13 protein-coding genes, 2 tRNA genes and 1 pseudogene are annotated in these 12,321 nt (G+C 39.1%); 11 read left to right on the forward strand and 5 right to left on the reverse strand.

Going from position 1 to position 12,321, the window contains the following annotated elements:
- Nucleotides 1–36 precede the first annotated feature (36 nt).
- The 10 genes and pseudogenes from I6751_RS07650 to I6751_RS07695 all read left to right on the forward strand — a co-directional run bounded on the left by I6751_RS07650 (nt 37) and on the right by I6751_RS07695 (nt 8,337).
- Nucleotides 37–1,539, forward strand: a complete 1,503-nt coding sequence (locus tag I6751_RS07650; RefSeq protein WP_196591132.1) for an acetyl-CoA hydrolase/transferase family protein — start codon at nt 37–39, stop codon at nt 1,537–1,539.
- Nucleotides 1,540–1,652: 113 nt separating this feature from the next.
- On the forward strand, nt 1,653–3,305 hold the full coding sequence (locus tag I6751_RS07655; RefSeq protein WP_182188158.1) for an acyl-CoA mutase large subunit family protein: 1,653 nt from the start codon (nt 1,653–1,655) through the stop codon (nt 3,303–3,305).
- 26 nt (nt 3,306–3,331) lie between these two features.
- Nucleotides 3,332–3,727, forward strand: coding sequence for a cobalamin B12-binding domain-containing protein (locus I6751_RS07660; RefSeq protein WP_182188633.1), 396 nt, complete (start codon nt 3,332–3,334; stop codon nt 3,725–3,727).
- A 69-nt stretch (nt 3,728–3,796) separates the two neighbouring features.
- Entirely contained in the window at nt 3,797–4,738 is a 942-nt protein-coding gene (meaB, locus tag I6751_RS07665) for a methylmalonyl Co-A mutase-associated GTPase MeaB (protein WP_196591179.1), read from the forward strand.
- 25 nt (nt 4,739–4,763) lie between these two features.
- Nucleotides 4,764–5,177, forward strand: coding sequence for a methylmalonyl-CoA epimerase (mce, locus tag I6751_RS07670; RefSeq protein ID WP_182188159.1), 414 nt, complete (start codon nt 4,764–4,766; stop codon nt 5,175–5,177).
- A 90-nt stretch (nt 5,178–5,267) separates the two neighbouring features.
- Nucleotides 5,268–6,796, forward strand: a pseudogene (gene mmdA / locus I6751_RS07675) (methylmalonyl-CoA decarboxylase subunit alpha).
- An 18-nt stretch (nt 6,797–6,814) separates the two neighbouring features.
- Nucleotides 6,815–6,958 (forward strand): hypothetical protein, encoded by a 144-nt coding sequence (locus I6751_RS07680; RefSeq protein ID WP_182188161.1) that lies wholly within the window; start codon nt 6,815–6,817, stop codon nt 6,956–6,958.
- Between the two features lie 49 nt (nt 6,959–7,007).
- Nucleotides 7,008–7,388 (forward strand): biotin/lipoyl-containing protein, encoded by a 381-nt coding sequence (locus tag I6751_RS07685; RefSeq protein ID WP_196591134.1) that lies wholly within the window; start codon nt 7,008–7,010, stop codon nt 7,386–7,388.
- Nucleotides 7,389–7,583: 195 nt separating this feature from the next.
- The gene (locus I6751_RS07690) at nt 7,584–7,772 is read left to right on the forward strand and encodes a hypothetical protein (protein ID WP_182188163.1); all 189 of its coding nucleotides are present in this window, start codon (nt 7,584–7,586) and stop codon (nt 7,770–7,772) included.
- The gene (locus I6751_RS07695; protein ID WP_196591180.1) at nt 7,765–8,337 is read left to right on the forward strand and encodes a zeta toxin family protein; all 573 of its coding nucleotides are present in this window, start codon (nt 7,765–7,767) and stop codon (nt 8,335–8,337) included. The genes I6751_RS07690 and I6751_RS07695 overlap by 8 nt, the downstream gene beginning before the upstream one ends.
- A 20-nt stretch (nt 8,338–8,357) precedes the next feature.
- On the opposite strand, the gene I6751_RS07700 is transcribed toward I6751_RS07695, so the two are convergent.
- From I6751_RS07700 to I6751_RS07720, 5 genes are all read right to left on the reverse strand, one after another.
- Nucleotides 8,358–8,975 (reverse strand): phospholipase D family nuclease, encoded by a 618-nt coding sequence (locus I6751_RS07700; protein WP_196591135.1) that lies wholly within the window; start codon nt 8,973–8,975, stop codon nt 8,358–8,360.
- A gap of 120 nt (nt 8,976–9,095) precedes the next feature.
- Nucleotides 9,096–9,170 (reverse strand) — tRNA-Val (locus I6751_RS07705).
- Between the two features lie 397 nt (nt 9,171–9,567).
- Nucleotides 9,568–9,644: transfer RNA gene (locus I6751_RS07710), tRNA-Arg, on the reverse strand.
- Nucleotides 9,645–9,728: 84 nt separating this feature from the next.
- Entirely contained in the window at nt 9,729–10,487 is a 759-nt protein-coding gene (locus tag I6751_RS07715; RefSeq protein WP_196591136.1) for a TIGR03915 family putative DNA repair protein, read from the reverse strand.
- A 2-nt stretch (nt 10,488–10,489) separates the two neighbouring features.
- A complete protein-coding gene (locus I6751_RS07720) occupies nt 10,490–11,737 on the reverse strand; it encodes a putative DNA modification/repair radical SAM protein (protein ID WP_196591137.1) in 1,248 nt (415 codons plus the stop codon).
- A gap of 198 nt (nt 11,738–11,935) precedes the next feature.
- Between I6751_RS07720 and I6751_RS07725 the strand changes: the two genes are divergently transcribed.
- Nucleotides 11,936–12,283, forward strand: a complete 348-nt coding sequence (locus I6751_RS07725) for a DsrE family protein (protein WP_196591138.1) — start codon at nt 11,936–11,938, stop codon at nt 12,281–12,283.
- The last annotated feature ends 38 nt before the right edge of the window (nt 12,284–12,321 follow it).

A 12,321-nucleotide genomic window follows, 5' to 3' on the forward strand; every position in this document is an offset into this window, starting at 1 on the left:
AATTTGAGTTTTGATTTACGGGGAGGAGAATAATTAATGATTGACATTCTCGATCGAGTACGCAACAAGGATTTGCGGTCTAGGATCGTTAGTGCCGAGGAAGCTGCTGAGTATATTAAGCCAGGTATGAACGTGGCTACTAGTGGATTTACATCAGCAGGCTATACAAAGGCAGTTACTACAGCTTTAGCTAAGCGCATGGAAAAGGACCCTTTCAAGATTAATTTGTGGACTGGTGCTTCAACTGGTTTGGAAGAAGATGGTGTTTTAGCCAAGGTGAATGGCATTGATAAACGTATGCCGTATCAGACTGATAAAGCACTGAGAAATCGTATTAATAGTGGAGATGTAGACTATCTTGACATGCATTTGAGTGAATCTGCTCAATTTGCCCGTTATGGTTATATGGGCGGAGACATTGATGTGGCAATTGTCGAAGCTTGCGCGATAACTAAAGAGGGAAATCTCATTCCCACGACTTCATTAGGCAATACGGCTTCTTACGTACAACAGGCCGATGTTGTAATAGTTGAGCTTAATGTAACTCAGCCTTTGGAACTTGAAGGAATGCATGATGTGTATGTACCGCTTGACCCACCACATCGTTTACCTATTCCCATTGTAAAATGTGATGATCGTATAGGAACAACATATATACCGTGTAATCCCGCTAAAATAAAATATATAGTTCCTTGTGAAACCAAAGACCATACTCGTCCTTTGGGACAGATAGATGAAAATTCACAAGTAATGTCGCGTCATATTCTTGATTTATTTGATAAGGAAATAAAGGCCGGGCGCATGCCTAAAAATTTATTACCGCTGCAATCAGGCGTTGGTAAAGTAGCTAATGCGGTCATACATGGTTTTGTGAAGTCCAATTTGGAAAATTTATCTGTTTATACTGAAGTGGTTCAAGATGGAATGTTTGACCTGATTGATGCCGGAAAATTGCTCATTGCCTCTGGTACTGCATTAGCACCATCACCAGAAGGTTTGGATCGTTTTTATAAAAATATCAAGGAATATAGAAAACATATTATATTCCGTCCTGAAGAAATATCCAATAGTCCTGAAGTTGCTCGTCGCCTTGGCGTTATTGCAATGAATACAGCTATTGAATGTGATATTTACGGTAATGTAAATTCAACTCATATCATGGGCTCAAAAATGATGAATGGGATCGGCGGTTCAGGCGATTTTGCCCGTAATGCTTATCTGACTATTTTCTGTACTGGTTCTACTGCTAAAGATGGTAAGATATCGTCAATAGTTCCATTCTGTTCACATGTGGATCATACTGAACATGATGTTGATATAATAGTGACTGAACAAGGTTTAGCTGACTTACGCGGTCTTTCACCACGCAAACGGGCCAGAGAAATTATTGAAAAATGTGCGCATCCTGATTTCAAACCAATGCTGCTTGATTATTTTGAAAGAGCTGATGCGTCTACTAAGCATGCCCAAACGCCTCATTTGCTGAATGAAGCTTTGTCATGGCACCAAAAATTTCTTGAAACAGGATCAATGAAATAACAGTCTTTAGATAAATATATAAAAACTGATGATTTTAGTTTATAAATCGGATAACAGAAAAGTTTTTATAAATATATATCCGAATAAATAAAAATCCAGGAGGAAAAATAACTATGAGTACTGAAAAAGAAAAGATTCAAGCTGAATTAGACGCCTATAATGCCAGCGTAGAAAAAGCAACTGCAAAATTTCCGGAACGCGCGCATTTACCTGAACAACGCCTTTACACACCACTTGATATAAAAGATACTGATTACGCTGATGATATCAGCTTTCCTGGTGTATATCCTTATACTCGTGGTGTTCAGCCGACGATGTATCGCGGTCGTTTCTGGACTATGCGTATGTATGCCGGATTTTCTACTGCTGAAGAATCAAATAAACGCTATCGCTATTTGATTGAATCAGGTGCTTCGGGACTTTCATGCGCATTTGATTTACCTACACAGATAGGTTATGATTCCGATGATCCTATTTCTGAAGGTGAAGTAGGTAAAGTCGGTGTTGCTATCGACTCTTTGGCTGATATGGAAGTTTTGTTTGATAAAATTGATCTTGGTAAAGTGTCAACATCAATGACAATTAATGCACCAGCATCAGTACTTTTGGCTATGTACATTGCTGTTGGTGAAAAACAAGGTGTAAGTCCTGATCAACTCAAAGGTACAATCCAAAATGATATATTAAAAGAATATTCGGCCCGTGGAACATATATTTTCCCACCACGTCCTTCCATGCGTCTTATTACTAATATTTTTGAATATTGTTCGAAAAATGTACCGAAATGGAATACAATTTCTATTTCCGGTTACCATATTCGTGAAGCAGGTTCAACAGCATCCCAGGAAATTGCTTTTACTATCAGCGATGGCATAGCTTATGTTGAAGCCGCCATAAAAGCAGGTCTTGATGTTGACGCTTTTGCCGGTCGTTTGTCCTTCTTCTGGAATGCCCATAATAATCTTCTTGAAGAAGTTGCTAAATTCCGTGCTTCGCGCCGCATCTGGGCAAAAGTCATGAAAGAACGTTTCCATGCAAAAAAAGAAAAATCAATGAAATTGCGTTTCCATACACAGACAGCAGGATCCATGCTCACTGCACAACAGCCAAACAATAATATTGTCCGTGTTGCTTTGCAGACAGCTGCTGCCGTGATGGGTGGTACACAATCATTGCATACCAATTCCCGTGATGAAGCATTGGCACTGCCAACGGAAGAATCAGTTATGGTTGCTCTTCGCACGCAGCAGATTGTTGCATATGAAAGTGGTTTAGCTGATGTTATTGATCCGTTAGCTGGTTCATATTATGTTGAAGCAATGACTAATAAAATTGAAGCAGAAGCGTGGGATTACATCAAGAAAATTGATGAAATCGGCGGTGCTGTTTCGGCTATCGAACAAGGTTATATTCAAAAAGAAATCCAGGACAGCGCTTACAAATGGCAGATGGATGTTGAATCTGGTGCCAAAACTATCGTCGGAGTCAATAAATTCCAGGTTGAAGAAAAACCTGTTGAAGGTCTCTTAAGAGTAGATGCTTCTGTAGGTGAAAAGCAAAAAGGCAAATTGGCTGCAATGAAAGCAAAACGTGATAATGATGCTGTTAAAAAGGCACTTGCTGATTTGGAAGCTGCTTGTGACGATACGAATGAAAATCTTATGCCTCATATTCTCAATGCAGTTCGAGTTTACGCTACTTTAGGTGAAATCTGCGGCGTAATGCGTAAAGTATTCGGTGAATACGAAGCACATACAAACTTATAATATAGAGATTGTCGGAGGGAATAATGATGGAAAAACATATAAGAGTATTAGTTGCAAAACCTGGACTTGACGGACATGATCGTGGTGCAAAAGTAGTAGCGCGGGCGCTGCGTGATGCCGGTTTTGAAGTTATTTATACAGGACTTCGCCAGACACCTGAACAAATTGCTGAAGCTGCTCTGCAGGAAGACGTCGATGTTGTTGCTATGAGTATTTTGTCAGGCGCACATCCGCATCTTTTCCCAAAAGTAGTTGAACTTGTCCGTGCTAACGGCATGAAAGATACACTGATTATCGGCGGTGGTGTAATTCCGGAAGGTGATATACCGGCTTTGAAAAAGGCTGGCATCGCTGAAGTATTTACCCCTGGCACGCCGACCGGAGATATTGTAGAGTTTATTAAAACACACGTGAAAAAATAATAGTGTGTCGTCTTGCCCTCTTGCCCATTAGGAGAGGGCAAGATGTTTATATCAAAGGTGGTGTTAGGTATAGATACGGTAAAGGAACTTTTAACCGGGTCGCGCTTGGCGTTATCTCGGACAATAACGGCGATAGAAAATGAATATGAAGAAGCTTCGGCAATTATGAGAGAGCTTTATCCTCATACAGGACATGCATTTGTTCTTGGTATTACAGGTCCTCCTGGTGCTGGAAAATCGACCTTGACTGACAAGCTTGCCCGTGAATATAGAAAAATGGGGAAAACAGTTGGCATTATTGCGGTTGATCCGACAAGCCCGTTTTCCGGTGGTGCTATATTGGGTGATCGAATTAGAATGAATGGGCTCACTTTGGATAAGGGGGTTTTCATTCGCAGTATGGGAACTCGTGGCAGCCTGGGCGGTTTATCCCATAAAACCGCTGATGCTGTGAAAGCTCTTGATGCTTTTGGTAAAGATATTATTTTTGTGGAAACAGTTGGAGTAGGACAATCAGAAGTCGATATTGTAAAGGCTGCTGATACTACGATGGTAGTACTCATACCAGGCATGGGAGATGATATCCAGGCGATAAAAGCGGGCATACTGGAAATTGGAGATGTATTTGCCATCAATAAGGCTGATCATGAAGGTGCTGATAAGCTGCAGGCTGAACTTAATATGATGCTTGATCTTGATGGCAGCATGCTTGAATGGCGTCCACCGATTCAAAAAGTAATTGCTAATCAAGGTGAAGGCATCAATGAACTGATAGCGTTAATTGATAAGCATTATACACATATAAAAGAAACAGGATTGTTAGTGCGGCGGCGTCATGAAAGAATCAGGACAGAGCTTTTGGAGCTTCTTAAATCATCCATTGGCAGCTATATAACTAAAAATATAGTAGATAGCGGCAGACTGGATAATTACTTAAGTGATATCGAATTGCGAAAAAACGATCCGTATACCATCGTTCGTGAATTACTGAACGAGTTGTTAAAAAAATGAGTTAAGTTTACTGGAGGTCATTTTAATGTTTAAAGTTGAATGCGTTGATCATATTGGTATAGCTGTGCCAAACTTAGAAACAGCAAAGAAATTTTATACTGATGTGCTTGGTTTGAAATGCACCGGTGAAGAAGAAGTAGCTGAACAAAAAGTAAAAACTGCATTTATTCCAACAGGAGAAGCTGAAATAGAACTTTTGGAATCTACAGCTCCAGATGGCCCAATTGCTAAGTTTATAGAAAAAAATGGTGGCCGTCAGGGTATTCAGCATATTGCGCTTCGTGTAGATAATATTGAAAAGGCTATTGCCGACCTTAAAGCTAAGGGTGTTCGCATGATTGATGAAAAACCCCGCTATGGTGCAGGTGGTTCATCTATCGCTTTTATTCATCCTAAAGCCAGTGGCGTTTTACTTGAACTTTGTCAGCGCAAAGGTTGATTTTATTATAGCAATACACACTATTTTGTGATTAATATAAGTAAGTGCCTGATAATATGGCATAATTGAGTAATTAAAGGAGGTATAATTTTGGCCACAGTTCAAGAAAGAATCGACCTCATGAATGCTAAAAAAGAACATATCATGCAGGGCGGCGGTCCAAAACGTATTGAAAAGCAGCATGCTAAAGGCAAAATGACAGCCCGCGAACGTATAAATCTTTTGTTCGATGAAGGGACTTTTGTCGAATTAGATCAGTTTGTAAAACATCGCTGCACTAATTTCGGGCAGGAAAAGAAAGATCTGCCGGGTGAAGGTGTTGTTACAGGGTATGGTACTATTGATGGGCGCTTAGTATATGCTTTTGCTGAAGATTTTACCGTTGAAGGTGGATCACTTGGTGAAATGCATGCAAAGAAGATTTGGAAAGTACAAGATCTTGCTATAAAAATGGGTGCACCATTTATTGGTATTAATGACTCGGGTGGTGCACGTATACAAGAAGCCGTGGATGCTTTAAGCGGATATGGTGGAATCTTCCTCAGAAATACAATGGCTTCAGGTGTAATCCCACAGATTTCTGTAATCATGGGACCATGTGCTGGTGGTGCTGTATATTCACCAGCTTTGACTGATTTTGTCTTTATGGTAAAAAAGACCAGCCAAATGTTTATAACCGGTCCTGCCGTAATAAAGTCGGTAACTGCTGAAGAAGTAACTGCTGAACAGCTCGGCGGGGCTATGACTCATAATACCACATCTGGTGTAGCTCATTTTGCCGCTGAAAATGAACAGGACTGTATAAACCAGATTCGTTATCTGCTCAGTTTTCTGCCGAGTAATAATATGGATGATGCTCCGACGGTTGATACGGGAGATGATCCATCCCGCATGGATGAATCTTTAGATACAGTTGTTCCGGATAATCCTAATATGCCATATGATATGAAGGATGTAATCCGCTCATTGGTGGATAATGGTGAATTCTATGAATCACAGGCACATTATGCAAAAAATATTATAACCTGTTTTGCTCATTTTGATGGGCGCAGCGTTGGCATAATAGCCAATCAGCCAAATGTTATGGCAGGAGTCTTGATATTAATGCATCAGATAAATCAGCAAGATTTATTCGTTTTTGTGATGCGTTCAATCTTCCTATTGTAAATTTAGTTGACGTACCGGGCTTTTTACCAGGAACTGACCAAGAATACGGCGGAATCATTCGCCATGGTGCAAAAATGCTTTATGCATACAGCGAAGCCACAGTTCCAAAGGTAACCGTCATTACACGTAAAGCATATGGTGGATCTTACCTCGCCATGTGTTCGCGTGACTTAGGTGCAGATCAGGTAATGGCATGGCCAACAGCTGAAATAGCTGTTATGGGACCGGCTGGTGCTGCTAATATCATTTTCCGCAGGGATCCTGACGTCAAGCAAAAAACAGCTGAATATATTGAAGAATTTGCTACACCATATAAGGCAGCTGAACGTGGTTATGTCGATATGGTTATTGAACCATCAGAAACGAGACCGCGCATTATTACTGCGTTAAACATGCTTGCTAGCAAATGTGAAAGCCGTCCGGCTAAAAAACATGGCAATGTACCATTATAATAAAAGGATGTGCGATTGATGGAAAAGAATAGTAAGGTAAGTGAAGAAATCGTTGCGGTAATAACCGCAGCAATTGAAGCAGCTACTGGACAGAAAGTCAGAGCGATAAGTATTAAGCGCAGTGACATCTGGACTATGGCAGGGCGTCGGGCAGCTGTCTGACTGCTTAATATTATAAAAAAGAAATCTACATTTTATGGGGGAATATCTTGTGAAAAAGTTTAATATTACTGTAAATGGCGCTTCTTATGAAGTTGAAGTTGAAGAAGTTAAAAATACAGCAGCATCTGCTCCTAAAGCAGTTGCTGCACCGGCAGCTCCAGCGGCAGCACCTGCTCCTAAAGCAGCAGCTCCGGCTCCGGCAGCAGCTCCGGCAGGTGGAACTACAATAGCAGCTCCAATGCCAGGTAAAATCGTTAAAGTTATGGCTTCAGTAGGTCAGATTGTAAAAGCCGGCGATGTTGTTCTCATTCTCGAAGCTATGAAAATGCAGAATGAAATAACTGCACCGTCTGCAGGTACAGTGAAAGCTGTAAATGTTGAATCAGGACAAAGTGTAAAAGTTGGCGAACCAATGGTAGTACTTGGCTGATTAGGTTAAATTACCAGATATGATAGGAACTTCTGTACCGGGAAAATTTCCTTGGGTACAGAAGTTCCTATTTTTTATAATTAGAAGTTATGATAAATATATAATACATTTTAAGACAATCAGACGTATCTGTGACGAAATTTTATGTAAAAAAATCAGTAAATGATATATAATAATATAAGGGAGGATATTATTATGGAAAATACAAATGAACTTGATTTTACCTGTGGTTTATCTGATGATGAACTTACGGTCAGATTTCGGGAAGCAGTACGTATTGGTAATGAAATAAAGAAAATAAAAGGTCAACCCATTGCAAAATATGACCATGAGAAGAATGTACCTTATATCGAGTACCCTGATGGAAGAAAAGAATATGCTTAAAAAACCTGAAATAATAGTAGTGGCAGGGCCTAATGGCAGTGGTAAGAGCACTGTTATACAAATGGTCAATATAATACAGCCTTATATAAATGCCGATGATATAAAAGCGGCTTTGCAGTGTACTGCACTGCAGGCAGCGCAAAAAGCTGAAAAATTGAGGAATACATTAATAAACCGTCAGATGAGTTTCACCTTTGAAACGGTATTATCAACGTCAAGAAATATAGAACTTTTAAAACGGGCAAGAAAAGCAGGATTTTTTATACGCTGCATATATGTGCTTACTATCGACCCACAAATTAATATCATACGGGTGCGTGTGCGTAAGGCAGCCGGTGGACATGATGTTCCGCAGGATAAAATCATCAGCCGTTACAAAAAGGCATTAGCACAAATACCGCAGTTACTAGAGGTATGCGATATTTGTCATATTTATGATAATTCTGATGAAATTCCGTTTCGTATTTTCAAAAAACGAAAAGATGAATATTTTTATTGGGAAGATTCATTTTGGAATAAAAATAAAATAGAAAAATTAATCAATAATAAATCCTGCTGCAACTGATATCAGCCGCAGCAGGATTTTCAGTTATAACTTTGCGTATTATCCCAGCGCCATTGCCAATTTTCATTATAATAATCGGCTAACTTTTTATTGCCGCGAATTATTAAAACGTTTTCGGCATTGTTTTTTTCGGCAGCCTTAGTAAAATTAAATGATCCTGTGATAATCGTACTGTCATCTATTATCATAACTTTGCTATGAGCTATAGCAAAATCATGATCAATTTTGACAGGGATTTTATTATCGATAAAAAATTTGGCAGCAGAATATTTTTCTGTTTCATTACTTTTATCCAAAATTATTTTTACAATGACGCCACGCTTTTGAGCATTCAACAGAGCTTTTGCGATAGGTGTAGAAGTAAAAAGATAAGCCTGTACCTTAATAGTGCTATGGGCTTCATTTATTGCTTTTATTACGGTATCTGTCGCACCACCATTGGGACTAAAGGCAACTTCGATTGTTCCGGCAGCATTTACGATATTGGGATGGTCTATTTCACCCGGCAGGACTGCTTGTGCAGAGGCTGTTTTGTTTACAAGGGCATTTTCATGCGAAATTGTCTTATTACTGCAGCCAAGTAAAAATCCGGCGAAAAATATTGAGAGAACAACAATAGCAGATACTAATTTTTTCAAATATTACATCTCCTTAAAAATTTGTAATAAAATAACCGGCAAAAAAACTCTGCCGGTTTACATCAAATTCCTAATTTCGTGTTTCGATTATGCTGATACCTTTATAAATAGTGATTTTACTGGTAGGGCATGGTGGTTTCGAACCACCGACCTCTTGAATGTGAATCAAGCGCTCTCCCCCTGAGCTAATACCCCGAATACCCTATAAATATCACAACGTGTATTATTATAGCATAAATTGTTATTTAATTCTATATATGGAGAAATAAAATATTTGGTCATAGATATTTCTTTTCCTAAAATCTAAAAATCAAGGAAGAATAATGATACTAAAACCAGCTATGAAGTCAATAATCAGGTAAAACAGGGCCGTTTATTAATTAACTTTTCTACAATGACCATGTCCAAGTCTAAGAAATTCAATATATTCGACTATTGATCGATATTTTTGAAGGTAAAACATTGCAGCATATCTATTCTACATGGCATGTTGATTGAGAAAAAGGTTTTCGTTTTGATAGTATCAGGAGTGAAAAATATTCGAGTGAGACATAACAAAAAGCCTCCCGAGAAATCAGAAGGCTCATTTAACTGGTGCGATTGGCCAGAGTCGAACTGGCTACCTGCCGCTTAGGAGGCGGCCGCTCTATCCATGTGAGCTACAACCGCAATTAACATGCCTATATATTATAACAACTCTCTTTTATATCTGCAAGCACAAAACCAACTTTTTCCACTGAAGGGTAAATAAATTTAATTTTGCAGTGTCTGGTCAGCAGTCATTTCTGTCAAATAAGGCCAGTATTTTTCAGGCATGAATGAACGGCGCAGCCTGGGATTTTCTCTTTCTTCGATGGCAATACTGCGGTAATATTGGCACCACATTTGACGGAATTTTTGTTCGTCCTTACTGTAGTCAAGATTATGTTTAGGTTCGGTAATCTCAGTTATGAGTAAAGTTTTTTTATTATAATAAGCCGCTATATGGCGGTGAATATCATGAATGGCCCATTCCTCTGCGGGTAAACGATTGGTAAAGTGTCCGGCGATGAGTGGGACAATATTGTAATCTGGTTTGATGATGGCGTAAAGCATTCCGGCGGCAAGTTCATTAAAGCGGAGTAATCCCAGTATACGCTGGCATTCATTACTGGTTTTCAGCGACCATTTTTCGACTTGTTGTATCCAGGGATCACGTCGGCAGACTGACAGTGTTCCTATATGACGGAAGGCTGTACAAATATAATAAAATAAAATCATTTCCCGTTCCGGCTGTTCTGCCATAAAAGCATAGTATAGTGTATGGGCGGCTATTGAACCACATTTTTGGTGAAAGGAATTAATCACCGAACTGGCATGATCTATATTGCTGGTTATTATTTTTTCGTTACCGAATAAAGAAGAACCGGCGCGTTTATTTTCTATTTTTTCCACATGGCTGGTTCCATCATGATATGCTTGATAAACAACGGATAAAAAACCGGGAAAGGAGCCATCGTATTGATAATACATGTTTACACCTGACCTTCGAAGAGACTAAACTGTTTAAATATTATCTGGTTTTTTTGTGAGAGCAGTATTTTTTTTATCAGCAGCGGGTCATCACGACGAAGTCCGTAATATTTCCCTGAGCAGGTAATAAAATGCCGGGCCCGTTTCCAGACGATACCGATATGGCGTAATTCATCATAAGAGAGATTGCCAAAACGACGCAATGTGCGTATGCGCATTGCTGAACGAACTCCTATCCCCGGAACACGCAGCAGCATCTCATAAGGAGCCCGGTTTATTTCAACCGGGAAAATATGCCAGTTTTGTAAAGCCCAATTTGTTTTTGGATCGACAGATAAATCGAAATTAGGTCTGTCAGCAGTTAAAATTTCATCTGCAGAGAAATGATAGTAACGCAGCAGCCAATCAGCCTGGTAAAGACGATTTTCCCGCAGCAGCGGCGGAACTTGCAGTGCCGGCAGGTTTTTACCAGTCATTACCGGTACATAAGCGGAATAATAAACTCGCTTTAATGAAACTTTTTTATATAAAGCTTCACTGAGTTTTAAAATATGGCGGTCATTTTCACCACTGGCGCCGATTATCATTTGTGTAGTTTGGCCGGCGGGAATAAAGCTGGGAACATATTTTACCAAATGTTTTTCTTCTTGGCGTTCGGTCAGTTTATTTTTTATAAATTGCATGGGAGTTATGATTGCTGATCTGGTTTTTTGCGGAGCCAGCAACTTTAATGAACTTTCCGAAGGCAATTCCATGTTTACACTCATGCGGTCAACATATTTACCCAGTTCATAAATTAACATGGAATCAGTTCCGGGAATACCTTTCATGTGTATGTAACCATTAAAATTTTCTTTTAAACGGAGTGTCTTGGCTATTTTTATTAGTAATTCGGTTGTATAATCAGGAGATTTTATTATACCTGAGCTTAAAAACAGTCCTTCAATATAATTGCGGCGGTAAAATTGTACGGTCAGTCCGACAACTTCCTCCGGGGAAAGATGGGTGCGCACTATGTCATTGCTATGGCGGTTGACGCAGTATTCACAATCATAGATGCAGTAATTGGTCATGAGTATTTTAAGTAAAGAAATGCACCGCCCATCAGCTGCCCAGCTGTGACAAATGCCGCTGGGAGCCGCATTACCAAGGCCATTGATTCTGTTTTTTCGTTTTGATCCGCTGGAGGAGCAAGAAACATCATATTTGGCAGCATCAGATAAAATTTTTAATTTTTCCATGATTTCCATGGTAGTTATCTCCATAATACAAAATTAAATTTATAAAATAATTGAATTGCTTAGAGTATAACATTATAATTAAGTAAAGTAAATAATAAAATTAAGTAAACTGAATGAGAAGGAGATGCTAAAATATTATTGAATATAGAAATTAAGGTGGTATCTGTTGTATTGTAGAGACATATATAAAGATTAAGGGAGAATAAGATGGATGTATTAAAAATCGTATTTCATATTGATGAAATGGCAAAATGGCAGATGGTCATTGGCAATGTAAAAAATTTTATAGCCGATGTCGGAATGGACAGGTATGATATTAAAATAGTGGTCAATGGTGATGCTGTGAATTTATTTAACACAGCGGATAATTCTGCTGTCTTGCATGATATGGAATGTTTGACGCATGAAAGCGTTGAAGTTTTTGTCTGCCGCAATGCTTTGCGCGGTAATGAAATAAACGAGTCTGAACTGCCACCGTACATATTTATTGCTTCTGCAGGAGTGACTAAATTAGTAAAGCTGCAATTGGCAGGGTATGCATATATAAAACCATAGCGAAGTTGTTAAATATATTATCGGTCATTTTCAGGCAG

Origin of the sequence: Pectinatus frisingensis (genome assembly GCF_015732285.1) — a bacterium.
Lineage (GTDB): Bacteria > Bacillota > Negativicutes > Selenomonadales > Selenomonadaceae > Pectinatus > Pectinatus frisingensis.

Bases quoted from the DNA above. Each gene is read 5' to 3' on its own strand.
- I6751_RS07680 (WP_182188161.1), top strand. From the start codon at position 6,815: ATGGAAAAGAATAGTAAGGTAAGTGAAGAAATCGTTGCGGTAATAACC.
- I6751_RS07650 (WP_196591132.1), top strand. From the start codon at position 37: ATGATTGACATTCTCGATCGAGTACGCAACAAGGATTTGCGGTCTAGG.
- I6751_RS07715 (WP_196591136.1), bottom strand. From the start codon at position 10,487: ATGTATTATCAATACGATGGCTCCTTTCCCGGTTTTTTATCCGTTGTT.
- mce (WP_182188159.1), top strand. From the start codon at position 4,764: ATGTTTAAAGTTGAATGCGTTGATCATATTGGTATAGCTGTGCCAAAC.
- I6751_RS07690 (WP_182188163.1), top strand. From the start codon at position 7,584: ATGGAAAATACAAATGAACTTGATTTTACCTGTGGTTTATCTGATGAT.
- I6751_RS07720 (WP_196591137.1), bottom strand. From the start codon at position 11,737: ATGGAAATCATGGAAAAATTAAAAATTTTATCTGATGCTGCCAAATAT.
- I6751_RS07725 (WP_196591138.1), top strand. From the start codon at position 11,936: ATGGATGTATTAAAAATCGTATTTCATATTGATGAAATGGCAAAATGG.
- I6751_RS07695 (WP_196591180.1), top strand. From the start codon at position 7,765: ATGCTTAAAAAACCTGAAATAATAGTAGTGGCAGGGCCTAATGGCAGT.
- I6751_RS07655 (WP_182188158.1), top strand. From the start codon at position 1,653: ATGAGTACTGAAAAAGAAAAGATTCAAGCTGAATTAGACGCCTATAAT.
- I6751_RS07660 (WP_182188633.1), top strand. From the start codon at position 3,332: ATGGAAAAACATATAAGAGTATTAGTTGCAAAACCTGGACTTGACGGA.